The sequence below is a fragment of the Kitasatospora sp. NPDC088351 genome (assembly GCF_040685575.1).
Lineage (GTDB): Bacteria > Actinomycetota > Actinomycetes > Streptomycetales > Streptomycetaceae > Kitasatospora.
In genome coordinates this window covers 26,222-43,450 of sequence record NZ_JBFBIL010000040.1, presented here as the reverse complement: position 1 = coordinate 43,450, position 17,229 = coordinate 26,222, and the positions used below count along the sequence as shown (strand labels likewise).

The following is a 17,229-nucleotide window of genomic DNA, read 5'->3' as shown; positions in this document are numbered from 1 at the left end:
ACGACCCCGGCCGCCCTCAGGTCACCCGGTTCACCCCACCGCGTGGGCACCCGGGCGCACGCCGGTCGCCCGGTGCGGGCGGCTCGGCCGGCTCCGACGGCTCAGACCGTGACGCGCAGCGTCCGCACACTGTTGCTGACGAACGAGCCGATGGGCTCCGGCGCCGTCCCCTCCACCAGGGCCAGCCCGGGGAAACGGCCGAACAGCGACCGCAGCGCGGTCTCCGCCTCCAGCCGGGCGAGGCCCGAACCGAGGCAGAAGTGCGGACCGTGGCCGAGCGAGAGGTGCCGGTTCGGCTGCCGGGTGATGTCGAAGCGGTCGGCGTCCTCGTAGTGCCCGGCGTCCCGGCCGGCGGCCGCGTACGAGGCGAGCAGCGCCTCGCCGCGCCGGATCACCACGTCGCCGACGACGATGTCCTCGATCGCGTAGCGCAGCGGGAACTGCCCGACCGGCGAGTCGTACCGCAGCGTCTCCTCGACCACCGCGGACCAGGGCTGCTCGCCGTCCAGCACCAGCCGCAGCTGCTCGGGGTTGGCGAGCAGGGCGCGGACGGCGTTGGTGATCAGGTTGAGCGTGGTCTCGTGCCCGGCCACCAGCATCAGCAGCAGGGTGCCCACCAGCTCGCGCTCGCTGAGCCGGTCGTCGGACTCCCGGGCGGCGATCAGGTCGGTGGTGAGGTCGTCGCCGGGCCGGGCGCGCTTGGCCTCGACCAGCCCGGCGAGCAGCGCCTGGAGGCCCTGCTGGGCGGCGACGGCGGCGGCGGGGGTCGCCGAGCTGGAGACCATGGTGTCGGACAGCTCGTGCAGCTCGTCCTGCTGCTTCGGCGGCAGGCCCAGCAGCTCGCCGATGACCTGCATCGGCAGCGGGTAGGCGAAGTGCTCGCGCAGGTCGAAGTCGCCTTCCAGAAGGGCGACCTGGTCGAGCAGCGCGGTGGTCCTGGCCTCGACGGCGGGCTGGAGCTCGGCGATCCGGCGCGGGGTGAACGCCTGGCTGACCAGGCCGCGCAGCCGCCGGTGGTCCTCGCCGTCGGCGGTGACCATGCCCGGCACGGTGACGAAGTTCAGCAGTGGCCAGCCCTGGGGCAGGCGGTTCTCGGTGAAGGTGCTCCAGAGCTGCGGGTTCTTGCCGACGCGCGGGTCGGCGAGCAGTTCCTGGAGGGTGTCGTGGTGGGTTATCGCCCAGACCACCACCCCGCCAGGGAGTTCCACCAGGACCGCCGGGCCGGCTTCCCGGAGTCGGGCGTTCTCGCCGTGCTGGTCGCGTCCGAAGGGGTCGAGTCTGACGGGCTGGCGGTCGTCGGCGGTGTCCATGCGGGCCTCTCGGGGGCTGGCGGGCGGGGCGGGGTGAAGGCGCTGTAGAGCACCGGCAGGCTGACCAGGGCGCGCGACCAGGGGGACGGCCGCCAGGACAGTTCTCCTGCGGGGACGGCGAGCTGGAGATCCGGCAGGCGGTGCAGCAGGGTCTCGACGGCGGTCTCGACGATGATCCGGGCCGGCTGCTGGGCGGGGCAGACGTGCTTGCCGGCGCCCCACGCCAGATGGGCCCGGTTGCCGCCGAGGGCGCCGTGCACGCTGGACGCGTTGCCCTGGGCGGCCGGATCGGCGTTGGCCGCGGCCAGGCCGAGGACGAGCATGTCGCCCTCGCTGATGTACTGGCCGCCGAGGACGGTGTCGCCGGTCGCCCACCGGCCGGGGAAGTTCTGCGTCGGCGGGTCGCGCCACAGCACCTCCTCCAGCGCGTCGGCGACGGTGAGCCGGCCGCCGGTGAGGGTGGCCCGGAAGCGGCGGTCGGTGAGCAGCAGCCGCAGCGTGTTGCCGGTCCAGTTGATGGCGGTCTCGTTGCCCGCGACCAGGATCACCACCAGGTGGTGCACGGCCTCCTCGTCGGTCAGCGCGGCCGGGTGGGCCAGCAGCCAGGAGGTGAGGTCGGCGCCGGGTGTGGCGCGGCGGCGCCGGACCAGGTCGACCAGGAGCGCCTGGAACTCCGCGTTGGCCCGCACCGAGTCCCTGCTGCTGTCCACGAAGTGGCTGATCAGCTCGATGAGATGGGGGCCGGCCTCGGCGGGCAGGCCGAGCAGCTGGGTGAAGACCAGCAGCGGCAGCCGGCGGGCGTACTGGGCGATCAGGTCGGCGGTGCCGTCCGGTCCCCAGCTGTCGATCAGGGCGTTGGCGGCGGCCTCGGTGGTCTCGCGCAGCTGGCGGTGGTCGATCTGGGCGAGGGTGTCGGCGACGGCGGCCCGCAGCCGCTGGTGCTCGGCGCCGTCCAGGTTGAGCAGGGTGGGCCGCCACGAGGTCATCGGCAGCAGCCGTGAGTCGGGGGCGAGCCGGCCCTCGGCGGGGACCTTCCAGCGGCGCGAGTCCTTGGAGAACAGCGCTTCGTTGCGGGTGAGTTCGAGCAGCTCGGCGTAGCCGATCACCAGCCAGGCCTCGACCCCGGGCTCCAGCTCGATCGGCGCGACCGGGCCGTACCGGGCGCGCATCCGGGAGTAGTGGCCGTGCGGGTCGTCGGCGACGGCGGCGCCGTACAACGGGGTGGGCGGGACTCCCGCGGGGATGCCGCCGCCCCCCGCGACGTGCATCGGGCAGCCCGGCGGGGGCCCGGCCTGCGAAGGCCCGGGGGAGGCCGGAACGGCCCTGCCGGGATCGGGAGTCGTCATCGCTGGAGCTCCAGTACGGCGGTGGAGTGCAGATGGTCGACGAAGTCGATCAGCAGGTCGTAGGCGGCCCGCCGGTCGCGTGCGTCGCAGTACAGGATCGGCACCTCGGGCAGCAGGTCGAGGGCGGAGCGCAGCTCGTCCTCGGGGTAACTCGGCGTGCCAGGGAAGGTGTTGACCGCCACCGCGAACGGGATGCGCTGCTCCTCCAGCCGGCCGAGCACGTCGAAGCTCTCGTCCGGGCGGCGCAGGTCGACCATGGCGATGGCGCCGAGCGCGCCGCGCGACAGGTCGTCCCAGAGCGGCCAGAACCGCTGCTGCCCGGGGGTGCCGAAGAGGTACAGGGCGAGCCGGGCGTTGAGCGTGATCCGGCCGAAGTCCAGGGCGACGGTGGTGGTGGTCTTGTCGCCGCGCCCGGTGAGGTCGTCGATGCCGCTGCTGGCGGCCGTCATGGTCTCCTCGGTGCGCAGCGGGGTGATCTCACTGAGCGAGCCGACCAGGGTGGTCTTGCCCACCCCGAACGGGCCGGTGACCAGGATCTTCACCGCGCCCTGGACCGAGGACGGCAGGTACTGCGGCTCGGCGGGCAGGTCGGCCGGGGCTTCAGCGGAGTTGGCGGAGGCCAACGAGCACCTCTTCCAGAAGGGTTGTGGGCAGGCGTTCGGCCTGCGGTACGGGTGGGAGCACCTGGACGGCGCCGAGGTCCCAGAGGTCGCCGACCAGCACCTTGACGACGCCGAGCGGCAGGGCGAGGTGGGCGGCGACCTCGGCGACCGAGAGCAGTCTGCGGCAGAGGTCCAGGATGCGCTGGTGCTCGCGGTTGAGCAGCGCGTCCTCGGGGAGTTCGGGTCGGTCGGGTAACGCGCTGACCAGGCTCTCGATGGCGAGTGCGGCCCGGGTGGGCCGGCTGCGGCCACCGGTGATCACATAGGGCCGGACCGGCCCGCTCACCGCTGTCCCCCCGCCGCGTGGTCGACGCGCGGCGGGCTGGTGAGGTGGCTGCCGATCCGTTCGACCAGGACCTGCATCTGGTAGGCGACCAGACCGGCGTCCACGGCCTCGCCGGTCACCACGGCCAGATGGGCGCCGGCTCCGGCGGCGACGATGAAGAGGTACCCGCCGCCGTACTCGATGATGATCTGGCGGGTGGCGCTGCCCTGGCCGCCGAAGCCCTGGGCGACCCCGCGGGCCAGGGACTGCAGGCCCGAGCAGGCGGCGGCGAGCCGCTCGGCGTCCTCACGCACGATGCCCGCGCTGCGGCCGATCTCCAGGCCGTCGTTGGACACCACGACGGCGTGCTGGACCTCGGGGACGGAGATGATGTCGGCGAGCAGCCAGCCGAGATCAGGGGTGGTGGTCATGGAACTCTCCGGAGCGCTGGGGAAGTCGGGGGGAAACGGGAAGGGAAGGGTCGGGCTGTGCCTGGGCCTGGACCCGGGCCCGGACCGCCGAGCGGCCGCTGGCGGTGCCGGCCTGGAACATCGCCATGAACGCCTGCGCCTCCCGGGCCGAGCGGTACGGAGGCGTGGGCGGGGGCGTGGGGGCGGTGCCCTGGGCGGTGCGGTTGCCGCGGTCGCGCCGGTGGCTCCGGCGGGGCAGGGGCGGCGGGGTGGGACCGGCCTCGGGGAGCGGACCGGCCGGCGGGGTCTCCAGCAGCGGGTGCACGGAGCCGTGCCCGGAGCCGTGCACGGACGGGTACGGGTACGGGGGAGGCACGGCCTGGCGGGGGCCGGCCGTGAACGCCCGGTCGTCCGGGCCCAGGCCCGGGACGGTCGGCGGCAGCGGTTCGGTGAGCAGCGCGTTCGGCAGCAGCACCACCACCCGCACCCCGCCGTACGGTGACGGCGCCGAGCTGAGGGTGACCCGGAAGCCGTACTGCTCGGCGAGCCGGCCGACCGCCGCGAGACCCAACTGCGGTACCTCGCCGAGGCGGGAGACCTCCAGCGAGGTGCCGCCGGCCAGGGCGGAGGCCGCCTTGGCGACGGCCTGCTCGGGCATGCCGACGCCGCCGTCGTCGATCTCGACGACGGCGCCGTTGTGCACCGGCATCAGGGTGACGAACACCTGGGTGCTGGGCGGGGAGTAGCGGGTGGCGTTGTCCAGCAGCTCGGCCACGGCGTGGATCAGCGCCTCGGCGGCGGCGCCGACCACGGCGGTCTCGATCCGGCTGCGGACCACCACCCGCTGGAAGGGCAGGATGCGCGACTGGGCGCCGCGCACCACGTCCTCCAGGGAGACGGGCTCGGGCCAGTGCCGTCCGGCCCTGGCGCCGCAGAGGACGGCCAGCGTCTGGGCGAGCCGGGCCTGTTGGGCGGCGGCGTGGTCCGCCTTGAGCAGGCCTTCCAGCAGCGCCGGGTCGTCGTGGGTGCGCTCCATCTCGTCCAGCAGGGCCTGCTGGTCGTGGGCCATGACGAGGATCCGGCGGGCCACGCTGAGGAAGGCCCGCTGGGTGGAGGCGTTGAGCTCCTGCTCCTGCTGGACGGCGGCCAGTTCGGAGCCGCGCCGGGACAGTTCGGCGTCGAGCCGCTCCGTCAGCCGGGCGATGTCGCGCCGCTGCTGGTCGGCGCGGCGGCGCTGGGTGGCGGAGACCGCGCGGTAGCGGGCGGCGGCCACGAGGGCGAGGGCGGCGATTACGCCGGTTGCCGTTGCACACCACTGAGTCATCGTCACGCCGCGAATTCTAGGGTGATGATCCTACGAAGGTGTGAACGGATCTCGCCAAGTGACTGGATCTCGTCAATATCCCGTCAATACGGCGTCAATCAGACGTCCTTCGGGCCCGATCGGCCAGGTGGCGGGCGGTGCGGGGCGGTGCGGGGCGGTCGGACGGGACCGGCTGGGAGCGGGCCGGGTACGGGCTGGGCGCGGGCCGGGGCATCGTGCGGGTGCGAACGGGCGGGTCGGGGGTGGTGCGGAGCGGGGCCGTCCGCCCCCGCGGACGGCCCCGTCAGGCCTTCGGCCAGTCGCGGAGGCCGCTGGTGAGGACCGCGATCAGACGGTCCTGGGTGACCGAGAGGTCCTCCGCGAGCTGGAAGCCACCGCCGATGGAGAGCGAGGCGAAGCCATGGGCCACCGAGCGGACGGTGCGGGCGGCGTGGATCGCCTCGGGGCCGTCCAGCCCGTACTCGCGGAGCACCGCGACGATCACCCCGACCAGCCGGCCGGCCGCCCGGGTCAGGTCGTCGTCCGGCCGGGGGGCCTGCGGCAGCGCGTTGTAGCGGTGCGGGTGCTCGGTGGCGTAGGCGTGGTAGGCCCGCAGGACGGCGGCCACCGCGTCGCCGCCGCCGCGGCCGAGGGCGGCCTCGGCGAGGCGGTCGGCCAGTTCCTCGGTGACCCGGACGGCGACCAGCCGGCGCAGCTCGGCGAGGCCGCCGCTGACGTGCTTGTACAGCGAGGGGGTGGCCACGCCGGCCCGGCCGGCGACGGCGGCCAGGGTGAGGGCCTCGGGGCCCTGCTCGTCGATGAGGGCGAGGGCGTGGCCGACGACCTGGTCGGGGGTCAGTCCTACTCGGGGCATGCGCGGTCTCCGGGGGTTCGTGGGGCGGGGCAGGGGGCGTGTGGTGCGGGGGCCGGGGCTCAGGAGAGTTCGGCGAGGAAGGGCAGCAGCGCGTCGGCGGTGGCCTGCGGGTGGTCGGCCATCGGGTAGTGCCCGGCGCCCTCGATCATCACCTTGCGGGCCCCGAGCGCGGCCGTCTGCCGGTCGGCGACCAGCTCCGGGTTCGGGAAGTCGGGGTCCTTGGCGCCCATCACGACCAGCGCCGGGCACCGCACCGCGGCGGTCCAGCCGACCGGCGACGAGTCCCCGCGGAGCTGGCCCCGGACGGCGGTCCGGCGGCCGGGCGTGCGCAGCGCGGCGACCAGGCCGTCCACGTAGGCGTCGAAGTCGGCCGGCTTGGCGGTCGGGAACGCCATCTTGCGGTGGTAGAGGCCCCAGGAGGCGGGGACGTAGGTCAGCAGCGGGCCCATCAGGCCGAACACGGCGCGCTGCATCAGGTTCGGCGGCGGGTTCTCGACGAAGGCGTTCAGCAGGACGATCCCGGCGACCCGCTCGGGTGCGTCCCCGGCGGCCTTGACCACGGTGGCGCCGGTGTACGAGTTGCCGGCCAGCACGGCGCTCCGGATGCCGAGGTGGTCGAGCAGGGCGATGACGTCGGTGGCGACCGCGGCGGGCGAGTAGTCGTCCCAGGCGATCGAGGACTCGCCGAAGCCGCGCAGGTCCATGGTGATCACCCGGCGGCCGGCGGCCACCAGCAGCGGTCGCAGGTGCCGGTACGCGGCCCGGCTGTCGAGCATCCCGGGGAGCAGGACGACCGGGGTGCCGTCGCCCCGCCCGGTGTCGTCGAAGGCCAGCCGGCCGCCGGGGACGTCGAGGTACTGGGTGGTGGGGGTGGTGATGCCGGACATCGTGGGTCTCCTCGGGCCGCCGGGGCGTGTCATCGGCGGTGCTGCCGATAGCCATAAAGCTAAGGCTAATAGCCTTAGCCGTCAAGCTATCGATGTGCGACGGCTTCGGAGGTGCCCGTTCCGTGGTGCCCGCTCAGATCCCTTCCACCTTGAACGGGTCGTGCTCGCTGAGCAGCTTCTCCAGCCGGGCCTGGTCCACCCGGGTGACGATCTCGCTGGTCTCCTGCTTGTCCCGGACCACCTTGGCCAGGGTGAACGAGGAGGTGACGGTGTAGAGCAGGCCGAGTCCGAGGAAGGCCCTGGTCCACCCCCCGACCGGGAGGTAGGCGATCCCGATCGCGAGGGCGGCGGCGGACAGGGCGAAGGAGAGCACGGCCTGGACGTGGTACGCGGCCGTGGTGCGGGACTGCATCGGTGCGTTCATGGCGTCAGGATGGCGGCGCCCCGAGCGGACGCACATGAGTAGAACTACTCAAATGGGGGGTCGTTCGTTGACGTCCAATCACGTTCGGTAGTGTCAGTTGTCGTCAATCGTCCCAAAACGCCCATCGGGTCGCGTGGTGCCCGTGCTGTATCCGGTTGTCCCGAACGGATGGCTTGGAATCAGGGGCGCCTAGGATTAACGTTTGATAACGCAGCGCGGTTGTCAACGCCGTACCCAGACGGCACCGTGCGCCGTCGCCTAATCCCGACGACCCGCCCCCGGGCAGGTCAGGGAGCCGGGGAACCACGTTCCTTGGGGTGAATCGGCCGGGCCCAGGCCCAGCCGTAGGAGACCTTCCTGCTCCGAACCCGTCAGCTAACCCGGTAGGCGCGAAGGAAGGAAAGGAGCGCGCCTCCGTGGCGTCGACGTACTCTCCGGCACACCTGCCCGGCTCCGCCGCCGGCACCCAGCTGCTCGACCACCCGCGGCCCGCCGCCCACGAGGGCGGCTACGGCGGCCCCGCGGACGAGACCGGCCCGCAGCCCGCCGACGCCAACCGGCACCGGATGCCGCGCCAGGCCCGCGGCACCGCTCCACTGCTCGGCGTCACCGCCGTGGCCGCCACCCTCGGCGCCACCGGCTTCGCCTCCGCCACCCCGGCCGCCGCGCCGGCCATCGAGGCCCCGGACGAGACCCCGGTCGCCCTCTCCGCCGACCCCGGCCTCGCGCTCGCCGCCCGCATCCAGCAGCAGGCCGACAGCCAGCGCACCGCCGCCGAGGAGAACGCCCGCGTCCAGGCCGCCCAGGAGGCCGAGGCCAAGCGCGCCGCCCAGCAGGCGGAGGCCAAGCGGGCCGCCGAGGAGGCCGAGAGGGCCAAGCTCGCCGCCATCAACCTGCCGGTGCGCGACTACAACCTCTCCGCCCACTACGGCCAGAGCGCCTCCTACTGGGCCCACCTGCACACCGGCCTGGACTTCGCGGCCTCCACCGGTACCCCGGTCTACGCCGTCGGCCAGGGCACCATCACCTCGGCCGGCTGGTCCGGCTCGTACGGCTACCGGATCGTCGAGACGCTGCCCGACGGCACCGAGATCTGGTACTGCCACCTCTCCTCGATCATCAAGGGCACCGGCAAGGTCGTCCCCGGCCAGCAGATCGGCAAGGTCGGCGCCACCGGCAACGTCACCGGCCCGCACCTGCACCTGGAGGTCCGCCCCGGCGGCGGTGCCCCGGTCGACCCGGAGACCTGGTTCGAGCAGCGCGGCATCACCCCCTGACGCCCCGGAGGTGCCCCGGTCCGAGCAGCGGCCGGGGCACCTCCGCGTTCCAGGACCCGGAGGGCTCAGGCCCCGTCGGGCAGCCCGGCCAGGTACGCGTCGATCTCCTCCTGCCCCGGCTCCGGCGCCAGGTCCGGGAACTCCGCCACCAGCAGCCGCGGCAGCCCCGGCACCGTCCACCGGCCGGCCAGCTCCAGCGCCGCCTCGGCGGCCGCCTCCTCGAACGCCCCGAAGTCCCCGGTCAGCTCGTCCGGCATCGGCCGGCCGAGCGCGGTCAGCTCCGCCAGGTTGCGGTAGCTGCGCCGCATCAGGCCCTGCTCCAGCAGCCGCCGGGCGCCGTCGGTGGCCATCCCGACCGTGAGCACCCGGGCCGGGCCCCAGCCCTCACCGGCCGTCTCGTCCACCCAGCCGGCCGGCTCCAGCGCCGCGAACGCGGCCAGCCGGTCCTCCTCCGCCAGCTCCCGGAACCCCTCCAGCCAGGCCCGCACCGCCGCCTCGTCCGCGACGTCCACCCCGTAGGCGTGCAGCAGCAGCGTGTACAGCCGGGGCCAGGTCACCAGGTCCGCCCGCCGCAGCAGGCCGGCCGCCACCTCGCCCTGCCACTCGGCCTCCGCGTGCAGCCGCTCCTGCCGCTTGGCGTTCAGCCGCTTCGCCGCCCGCTGGCGGTCGATCAGCAGCCGCACCGCCTCGCCGTACGCCAGCGGATCCTCCTCCGGCGCGGGCTGGACGTACAGGTAGAGCCGCTCGACGAGCAACTGCTCCACGGCGTTCGAGGTCAGCTCCGGCCAGCCGTCGTGCATCCTGCCCTCGCCCAGCTCCAGCAGCGCCAGCACCGTCCGCAGCGGCTCCTCGGCCACCGGCGCGCGGCCCTCCGCCTCCGCCCAGGCGAGCAGTTCGGCGGCCTTGGTGCGCGGGGCGAGCCGCAGGTCTTCGTCTTCCATAGCCTCGACGGTAGCCGCTGGCCGCCCACCGGACGGACCGGGCCGGAGTAGGGTCGACGGACATGGTCCCCGTACGACTCACCGGCCCCCGGCTGGCCATTCGCGAGTTCCACCACACCCCGGGCGACATCGACGCGCTGTACGCCGTCTTCGGCGACCCGGTCGCCACCCGCCACCTCCCCTTCGGACCGTACGACCGGGAGAGCTGTGCCGATCAGGTGGCGCAGTACCTGGAGGAGGCCCTGCGGGACGAACGCACGGTCTACCGGCTCGCCGTCACCCTGCGCGCGGACGGCACCGACTCCGCCGACCCCGCCGACGAGGGCGCCCCGATCGGCAGCGCCGCCCTCACCCTCGGGGAGCACCGCTCCGCCGTCCTCGGCTACGCGCTGCGCCCCGACACCTGGGGCCACGGCTACGCGGGCGAGATCACCGGGCTGCTCTGCGACCTCGCGTTCGGGACGCTCGGCGTGCACCGGCTGGCCGCCCGGGTCGACGTCGACAACACCGCCTCCAGCCGGGTGCTCACCCGGGCCGGGTTCCAGCTGGAGGGCCGGATCCGGCACGACCTCCACCTGCGGGACACCTGGTACGACTCCTTCCAGTACTCCCTGCTGGCGGACGAGTGGGCGGGGGCCGGGACCGGGGCGGGGCAGCGGGCGGGGGGTTAACCCCACCCCTTGTTCGGCGGGGGGCCGGATGTCCACCGGGCCCGCGCTTTGACAGGGTTGAGGAGTCAGCAGGACACGCCCCCACCACAGAACCGAGGACCGAGGCCCGGCCATGAGCAGCAGCCACAGCATGCAGCGCGGTGCGTACGACCGCGAGGACAGCCGCGACTCCCACGGTTCCGGCGACGCCTACGGGACCTACGGCACCGACGAGGCCGACCCGAAGCACCGGCCCGCCCGGGCCCGCCGGACCGAGGAGCCGCCGTACGTCTGGCGGGCGCCGTTCTCCTCCTACACCTACAAGGAGATCGGCTTCACGCTCAGCGGACTGCCGGTCGCCATCGTGGGCTTCGCCTTCGCCGTCACGCTCTTCGCCCTGGGCCTGGGAACCTTCGTCACCGTCCTCGGCCTGCCGGTGCTGGCCGCGCTGACCAGCGGCGCCCGCGGCTTCGGCCGGCTGGAGCGGGCCCGGACGCTCAGCATGCTGGCCCTGGACGTGCCGGGCCCGGCGCCGGTGCGGCGTGCCCGGCCGGGCAGCTGGGGCGCCGTCACCGCGCGGCTGGCGGACGCGGCCGGGTGGAAGGCCGTGCTGTACCAGGTGGTGATGCTGCCGTGGGCGGTCTTCAGCTTCACGATGTCGCTGGTGTTCCTGCTGGTCGGCTGGTCCCTGACGCTCTACCCGCTCTACCACTGGGTCTTCCCGACCTACACCGACTGGCCCGGCTACCGGCTTTTCAACTTCTACGACAGCCACGGCGTCGAGCACGTCTACTACGTCCAGTCGCCGCTGCAGATCGCCGGGGTCTCGCTGCTCGGGCTGCTGTTCGTCTTCCTCACCCCGCAGCTGGTGCGCGGCCTGACCAACGTCAACCGGCTCGCCGTCCGGGGCCTGCTCGGCCGCTGAGCCCGCCTCGCCGGCAGGCCGCCCGGCCCGCTGCCGCCACCCCGGAGCCGCCCGGCCCCGTTCGTGCCCGGTCCCCCGGATGCGGACGGGGCCGGGCCGTGTTCGGATGGCCGGGTGGCCGCCGCCGAGCTCCCCGACCCGGCCGACCTCGCCGACCCGCGGAGGTCCACCGACCCCGCCGCCGCCGGAATCCTGATCACCTCCCGCCCGCTGGACGAGTACTGCGGGCTCTTCGGCCTCACCCGAGCCCGGCTCGCCGCCCTCCCCGGGCCGCTGCTCGACTGCCCCGGTGGCGCCTCCGGTCTGGCCGCCGAGGCTCGCGGGCTGGGCTGCCGGGTGATCGCCGCCGACCCGGCGTACGCCCGGCCCGGCCCCGAGGTCGCGGCGGCCGCCCGGGCCGCCCGGGCGTCGATGGCCGCCGCGATGGCCGCCCGCCCCGAGCTGTACCCGAGGCCGCTCCACCGCCCGTACGACCGCTATCTGCGCAGCTGGGACCGGGCCTGCCGGCTGTTCACCGCCGACGCCGCCGCCCACCCGCAGCAGTACGTGGCCGCCGAACTGCCCCGGCTGCCCTTCACGGACGGCACCTTCGCCCTCACCCTCAGCGGGTACCTGCTCTTCGCCTACCCCGAACGCTTCGGCCCCGCTCGGCAGGTGGCCGCGCTGACCGAACTGGTCCGGGTGACCGCGCCCGACGGCGAAGTCCGGGTCCACCCCCTGCACGACGGCCGCGGCCGCCGCTGCCCCCACCTCGACGCCCTGCGCCACGCCCTCGGCGAGCGCCGGATCAGCAGTGAGATCGACCGCTTCCCGCGCCCCGGGGACGGCCTCACCCGGCGTGTCCTCGTCCTGCGGGCGGCAGATCACCGCAGGCGCCGTGACCAGGGAAGGTAATGGTCAGTAGTGGCCTTCGGTCCTATACTCATCGCCATGACCGAGACGATGATCAAGCGGGCCGGGGCGGCGGACGCCGAGCGGCTCACCGGGCTGATCCAGGCCTCCAGCACCTATCACGGCGAGTACGCCGCGATGATCGCCGGCTACCGGGTGACGCCCGAGTACCTCGCCCAGCACGAGGTCTTCCTCGCCGCGGGCGCCCAGGGCGACCGGCTGCTCGGCTTCTACGCACTGATCCTCGACCCGCCGGAGCTGGACCTGATGTTCGTCGCCGACGAGGCGCAGGGCCTCGGCATCGGGCGGGCGCTCATCGGGCACATGCTCGGCCGCGCCCGGGAGGCGGGCGTGACCGGCGTCCGCGTGGTCTCCCACCCGCCCGCCGAGCAGTTCTACCGAAGGATGGGCGCCGAACGCGTCGGCACCTTCCCCGCCCGCCCCCCGATCGGCTGGGACCGCCCCGAACTGCGCTTCACCGTCTGATCACCGTCCGGCGGCGTCCGCTACGGATCCTGCCGGGCCCGCGACCGCTCCGCCGGGCCGGCCTGCTGGGGGAGGAACACCGCGGACTCCAGGCGGGACAGTATCTTCTCCGCCAGCCAGCTGCGGTCCGACCCGTACGGGATGCCGTCCGGTGCCACCAGCCGCCCGGCCACCGCGTCGCGCAGCCGCTGTGCCCCGGCGGCGGGCAGCCGGGAGAGCAGGCCGCGGGCCGCCAGCAGCGCGTGGTACTGCTCGAAACCGGAGCGCGGCCGCTCGATCGCGTCCAGCACGCTCGGCAGGTCGGCCAGCGCGGGGTCGCCCTGCATCAGCGCCAGGGCCTGCAGCCGCTGGGCCTCGGAGCCGTCCGCGAACAGCTCCCGCACCTGGTCCGCCGTCAGCGCCGAGCGCCGCGCCGTCGAGCGGACCTCGGCCACCACGTTCTCCGGCCCGGCCGCCGCGCCGGCCGGCAGCTGCCGGTTCAGCCGGTCGCCCTGGTCCGCGCTGCCGCCCAGCAGCCCCAGGTGCTGCATCGCCCGTACCCGCAGATCGTCCGCGCCGACCTTGTCGCCCCGGCGGTCCCGGTCCTGGCCGGCCAGGAAGAGGTCCAGCGCCTGATCGGCGTCGGAGAGCACCTGCGGCAGCGTCAACCGCGTCACCAGCCAGCCGGCCAGGAAGCCGAGCACCAGGAAGTACAGGACCAGCGCCGCCGCGAACGGCACCGCGCCCTGCTCGCCGCCCAGCGCGGGCGCCAGCGCCGTACCGACCTGGTGCAGCCGCTCGCCGAGCGAGCCCAGCTGGGTCAGCCCGACGCCGAGCAGCACCTTGGTCAGCCAGTCCGAGACCTGCTCCAGATTGGTGTTCGGCGCGTAGGAGCCCTGCGGCTCGCCCGCTCCGGTCCCGCCCCGCACCCGGGGTACCCCGAACAGGAAGCCCAGCGCGCCGCCGAGCACCGCCGAGGCGCCGGAGATCACCAGTCCGCCGCCGAGCGCCTGCCAGGCCTGCTCCCGGCCGAGCGAGAACAGCAGCAGCCCGAGCACCCCCACCCCGAGCAGCGTTCCGGCCGCGGTCCGCTGTGCCGTGCGCAGCATCGCCGCACTTCCGCCCCGTCGCGTCCGCGCCATCGCCTACCCCCTGTGTGCGTACCGACCCGCCCCGGAATCCGGGCCGACTCTAGCGCCGTGGCGGGGGGACGGGAACGCGGACGGTGCGACGGGCGCACGGCCGGAAACGCCTCGGGAGACGCTCCGGGAACGCGGACGGCCCGTGGGCTGCTCCTCCGCGCCGGGCCGTGTGACGGGCCGGGCGCCGAGGCACCGGGGATGTTCCGGTGAGCCCACGGGCCGGGTGACTGCTTGGGATTTCGCCTGCCGGAGGCCTGGGGCCCCACCCTGCGCAGGCAGGGGCGGCTCTAGCGAGCAGCCACCTCACACATCCTGACGGTACTCATGTTCATAGGATGCTGCGCACTATGACACCGTACGTAAGCCGGAACGTCCGGCCAGCAGAGCTTGAGTCCGTTCGCGCAGTGATCTACGCCCGCCAGTCGAAGCGGCGCGTTGACGAGTCGGAGACCTCCACCGAATCCCAGGTCGCCCGAGGCACGGCCCTGGCCGACGGCAAGGGCTGGAAGACCGGTCGCGTCTTCCAGGACATCGGTAAGTCCGGATGGGACCCCGACACCGAACGGGCCGGGTTCGACGCCATGATGGCGGCGGTGCGCGCGGGTGAAGTAGACGTGGTGGTCGTCTTCTCTCTGGCCCGGCTGACCCGCCAGGGCGCCATGGAGGCGATGCGGATCAACGACGTGTTCATGCAGCACGGCGTTCGTCTGGTCTCTGTTGAGGAGCCGTTCCTTGACACCACGCACCCCATCGGGGTGGCGGTGTTCGCCCTCATCGCTGCGCTGGCTCAGCAGGAGTCGGAGTTGAAGTCTGCGCACATATCCGAGGCCAAGGCTGAGCTGAAGGCCATCGGTGGCCACGTGTCCGGACGCCCGCCGTTCGGCATGAAGACTGAGCGGGTCAAGGAAGGGAAGCTGGTCCGCTCCCAGCTCGTTCCGGACCCCGAGACGGCCCCGACCGTTCTCAAGATCGTTGATCGGGTCATGGACGGCGAGACGGTGTCAGGCATCGTGCAGAGCCTCAATGAGAAGGGGGAGCCGTCCCCCGGAGCGCTGGCGCTGGCCGCCGGGCGGAAGCGGTCGGGCCGGTCACGCAGCAACATCACACCGGCCGACCCTGACTGCCCGCCGCTCTGGGATGTGGGCACCTTGAACACCTTGCTGCGCCACCCCGCCCTTGGTGGCTTCGCTGCCGAGTGGGTCACGGACCCCGATGGAAAGCGTCGCCGCAGGGAGATCATGCGGGACAAGACCGGGGCTCCGATGGCAGCCCACAAGGGGCTCATGGAGCCGATCAGGTGGTACCAGCTTCAGGACGTTCTCAAGGGCCGTTCCCGAGCGAGCATCCGGCCCCGCAACCCGGAGAACGACCGGACGCTGTTGGGCGGCTGGGGTGTTCTTCGGTGCGGAATCTGCAACGCGAACATGATCTACGAAGATGGCCAGGCGCGATACACATGCCCCCGGCCGACGAACCGTCTGAACTCCCACGGACTCACCATCCGGGCAGAGGCGGCTGACGACGCCGTGGCCCGCTCGGTCTGGGCCCGACTCCAGAACGCGAACCTTGAGGATGAGGAGGACCGGGAGTGGCTTACCGCCGCTGCGATCCGTTTCGCACGCCAGCGGGACGTGACCGGCCTCGAAGAGGAACGCGCAGAGACTGCCGCACAGCTCGAACACGTTCAGGAGTCCATGACTCAGCTCTACACCGACCGCTCCGAGGGCTTGTACAACGGGGCTATCGGTCGGCAGGCGTTCAAGGACACCCTCACCAAGTACCAGGCACATGAGGCAGGTTGTAAGAAGAGGCTGGCTGAAATCGACGCCGAGACCACCAAGGCAATCACCATCCCGTCGTCCTGGACCGGTCTGGACGGTGACGCCGACCCGATCGGTGAAAAGAGCCTCTGGGCCAAGTGGGGAGTGGTGGAGAAGCGCGAGTTCCTGAGCTTCTTCGTCACCTCCTTCAAGGTCGCCAAGTCGGAGAAGCGAGGGCGTGGCGCGAATTCGGCGGAGCGGGTGACCGCAGAGTGGGCCAAGCTGCCGACTCCGGAACCCGAGGAAGCAGCACCCGAGACCGAGGACGCGCCGGAAGAACTTCAGCTCACGTAGTCGATCCCCGAGAGCCCCGCCTGACCCCCGTGGATTGGGCGGGGCTTCTCTGTGCTTGCAGGCGGTCACACAGGGCCGCTGGCAGCCCTCCAGCGATCCGGAGCCACTCGACACCGTTCACCCCACCCTGGCCCGCCGGAAGGCCCGCGCCGACCGTTTGTGCAGTCCCTCCGAGCCGGCGAACTGGTACGGCCCTTGGTGCGCTTGAGTGTCCATGCCGTGACGTTGTGGGCTTCCCACAGCAGCCCGAAGGTGCTGCCTGTTAGCGCCAGCGCCCGACCATGCGGCCCGCATGTAGATTGCGCTCCCTCAAGATCACTTATCGGTCTTCTGACCTGCACGAATGTAGAAATGTAGGAATGTAGGGGTCTCCACATCCACCCTAAGAGCATTCAGATCCTTCTTACGGGGGAAACCGGGAAGCTCGACATTCCTACATTTCTACATTCGTGCAGCGCAGAACGGGTTCCGCTCTGCGCTGGCTGCACGGAACTACATGGTGCCGACCATGGCCGCCCGCTGCCCGACCCCCTGGCCGGTACGGGCGCCCCTCGGGCTCACAGGGGCGACGGCGCCGCTCCCGTCCCCTCATAGGTCCCGTGCACGCCGGCAGGCCATGGACAGCCGTGTTAGCTGCTCCGCGTATATCCCATTAACGGGCCGCCGTAGATCCCCGTGTGGGAGTTCTCCTCCCGAACCACTAGGCCGGATAGGCGCTGACGTCAGCCCAGCGAACCGACGGCCCGGGAGCGTGCCGACACGCCCCAACAATTGATCAACTGAATACTGAGCCCCGGCGAGGCGGCCCCGCTGTCGTCCCGTCGGACCTTCGCCGATAGGGATTCGTCTCCTGTCGGTAGGCCCCGTGTTGCGGGTGCTGCTTACCCAACGGTCATGTCGGAGGCCGATGGATGTGCAGCGCCCGTGATGCGGGGCCATTTTTGTTTCTACATCCGACCTAGGAGCTGACCAATGGACCGACGGTCCGAAATCGTCAAGCACATCAACAGCGCCCGTGCTGAGATCGAGACGGAGGGCGCCGCCAGCGCCAAGCAAGGAAGTGAGCGCCCGCAGTCGGCCACTGATCTGTCCGTACTGCGGCAGCAGATCGGTGCCAAGTTCTCCATTCCCGAGCCCCTGCGCGACCGACTCAGCGGATCAACTGCTGAGGAAATCACGGCTGACGCTCAGAATCTCGCGGCACACTTTCGCTCCAGTCTCCGAACTCAGCCTAGCTCGCTGGTAAAGGGCGGAGGCGCTTCCGAGCCCAATCCTGATAGCGGAGAAATCGACCCGGTGAAGCTTGCCGCCCGAATCCTTCAGCGCCGAATGGCTAGCTAGGC

18 protein-coding genes and 1 riboswitch are annotated in these 17,229 nt (G+C 72.6%); of the genes, 7 read left to right on the top strand and 11 right to left on the bottom strand.

Annotation, left to right across the window (positions count from 1 at the left end; translation table 11 throughout):
• Nucleotides 1-101: 101 nt before the first annotated feature.
• The 9 genes from AB0P06_RS25190 to AB0P06_RS25150 all read right to left on the bottom strand — a co-directional run bounded on the left by AB0P06_RS25190 (nt 102) and on the right by AB0P06_RS25150 (nt 7,481).
• The gene (locus AB0P06_RS25190) at nt 102-1,208 is read right to left on the bottom strand and encodes a cytochrome P450 (RefSeq protein WP_363610997.1); all 1,107 of its coding nucleotides are present in this window, start codon (nt 1,206-1,208) and stop codon (nt 102-104) included.
• A complete protein-coding gene (locus AB0P06_RS25185; RefSeq protein ID WP_363610995.1) occupies nt 1,172-2,656 on the bottom strand; it encodes a cytochrome P450 in 1,485 nt (494 codons plus the stop codon). Before AB0P06_RS25185 ends, AB0P06_RS25190 begins: the two co-directional genes overlap by 37 nt.
• Complete coding sequence (locus AB0P06_RS25180; RefSeq protein ID WP_363610993.1) at nt 2,653-3,279, bottom strand: ATP/GTP-binding protein; 627 nt, start codon at nt 3,277-3,279, stop codon at nt 2,653-2,655. The genes AB0P06_RS25185 and AB0P06_RS25180 overlap by 4 nt, the downstream gene beginning before the upstream one ends.
• Nucleotides 3,257-3,604: a DUF742 domain-containing protein gene (locus AB0P06_RS25175; protein WP_363610991.1), complete on the bottom strand. Its 348-nt coding sequence runs from the start codon at nt 3,602-3,604 to the stop codon at nt 3,257-3,259. Before AB0P06_RS25175 ends, AB0P06_RS25180 begins: the two co-directional genes overlap by 23 nt.
• Nucleotides 3,601-4,014 (bottom strand): roadblock/LC7 domain-containing protein, encoded by a 414-nt coding sequence (locus AB0P06_RS25170; RefSeq protein ID WP_363610989.1) that lies wholly within the window; start codon nt 4,012-4,014, stop codon nt 3,601-3,603. The genes AB0P06_RS25175 and AB0P06_RS25170 overlap by 4 nt, the downstream gene beginning before the upstream one ends.
• Nucleotides 3,998-5,317: a sensor histidine kinase gene (locus AB0P06_RS25165; RefSeq protein ID WP_363611065.1), complete on the bottom strand. Its 1,320-nt coding sequence runs from the start codon at nt 5,315-5,317 to the stop codon at nt 3,998-4,000. Before AB0P06_RS25165 ends, AB0P06_RS25170 begins: the two co-directional genes overlap by 17 nt.
• 283 nt (nt 5,318-5,600) lie before the next feature.
• Complete coding sequence (locus AB0P06_RS25160; protein ID WP_363610987.1) at nt 5,601-6,170, bottom strand: TetR-like C-terminal domain-containing protein; 570 nt, start codon at nt 6,168-6,170, stop codon at nt 5,601-5,603.
• Between the two features lie 59 nt (nt 6,171-6,229).
• Nucleotides 6,230-7,057, bottom strand: a complete 828-nt coding sequence (locus tag AB0P06_RS25155) for an alpha/beta hydrolase (protein WP_363610985.1) — start codon at nt 7,055-7,057, stop codon at nt 6,230-6,232.
• Nucleotides 7,058-7,190: 133 nt separating this feature from the next.
• Complete coding sequence (locus AB0P06_RS25150) at nt 7,191-7,481, bottom strand: YiaA/YiaB family inner membrane protein (protein WP_363610983.1); 291 nt, start codon at nt 7,479-7,481, stop codon at nt 7,191-7,193.
• 245 nt (nt 7,482-7,726) lie between these two features.
• Nucleotides 7,727-7,885, top strand: a riboswitch (cyclic di-AMP (ydaO/yuaA leader).
• Nucleotides 7,886-7,897: 12 nt separating this feature from the next.
• Between AB0P06_RS25150 and AB0P06_RS25145 the strand changes: the two genes are divergently transcribed.
• Nucleotides 7,898-8,758 (top strand): M23 family metallopeptidase, encoded by an 861-nt coding sequence (locus AB0P06_RS25145; protein ID WP_363610981.1) that lies wholly within the window; start codon nt 7,898-7,900, stop codon nt 8,756-8,758.
• A 65-nt stretch (nt 8,759-8,823) separates the two neighbouring features.
• Here the strand turns inward: AB0P06_RS25145 and AB0P06_RS25140 are convergent, their stop codons facing one another.
• Complete coding sequence (locus AB0P06_RS25140) at nt 8,824-9,699, bottom strand: hypothetical protein (RefSeq protein WP_363610979.1); 876 nt, start codon at nt 9,697-9,699, stop codon at nt 8,824-8,826.
• 62 nt (nt 9,700-9,761) lie between these two features.
• On the opposite strand from AB0P06_RS25140, the gene AB0P06_RS25135 reads away from it, so the two are divergent.
• The 4 genes from AB0P06_RS25135 (at nt 9,762) to AB0P06_RS25120 (ending at nt 12,651) form a co-directional block, all read left to right on the top strand.
• A complete protein-coding gene (locus AB0P06_RS25135; RefSeq protein ID WP_363610977.1) occupies nt 9,762-10,370 on the top strand; it encodes a GNAT family protein in 609 nt (202 codons plus the stop codon).
• Nucleotides 10,371-10,482: 112 nt separating this feature from the next.
• Nucleotides 10,483-11,274, top strand: a complete 792-nt coding sequence (locus AB0P06_RS25130) for a sensor domain-containing protein (RefSeq protein WP_363610975.1) — start codon at nt 10,483-10,485, stop codon at nt 11,272-11,274.
• A 114-nt stretch (nt 11,275-11,388) separates the two neighbouring features.
• A complete protein-coding gene (locus tag AB0P06_RS25125) occupies nt 11,389-12,168 on the top strand; it encodes a hypothetical protein (protein WP_363610973.1) in 780 nt (259 codons plus the stop codon).
• Between the two features lie 36 nt (nt 12,169-12,204).
• Complete coding sequence (locus AB0P06_RS25120) at nt 12,205-12,651, top strand: GNAT family N-acetyltransferase (RefSeq protein ID WP_363610971.1); 447 nt, start codon at nt 12,205-12,207, stop codon at nt 12,649-12,651.
• A gap of 20 nt (nt 12,652-12,671) precedes the next feature.
• Here AB0P06_RS25120 and AB0P06_RS25115 read toward each other — a convergent pair whose 3' ends face one another.
• On the bottom strand, nt 12,672-13,739 hold the full coding sequence (locus tag AB0P06_RS25115; protein ID WP_363610969.1) for a hypothetical protein: 1,068 nt from the start codon (nt 13,737-13,739) through the stop codon (nt 12,672-12,674).
• Between the two features lie 380 nt (nt 13,740-14,119).
• On the opposite strand from AB0P06_RS25115, the gene AB0P06_RS25110 reads away from it, so the two are divergent.
• A complete protein-coding gene (locus AB0P06_RS25110; RefSeq protein WP_266311858.1) occupies nt 14,120-15,886 on the top strand; it encodes a recombinase family protein in 1,767 nt (588 codons plus the stop codon).
• A gap of 972 nt (nt 15,887-16,858) precedes the next feature.
• Nucleotides 16,859-17,227 carry a hypothetical protein gene (locus tag AB0P06_RS25105; protein WP_266311857.1) on the top strand — a complete coding sequence of 123 codons (369 nt, stop codon included), beginning with the start codon at nt 16,859-16,861 and terminating at the stop codon, nt 17,225-17,227.
• The last annotated feature ends 2 nt before the right edge of the window (nt 17,228-17,229 follow it).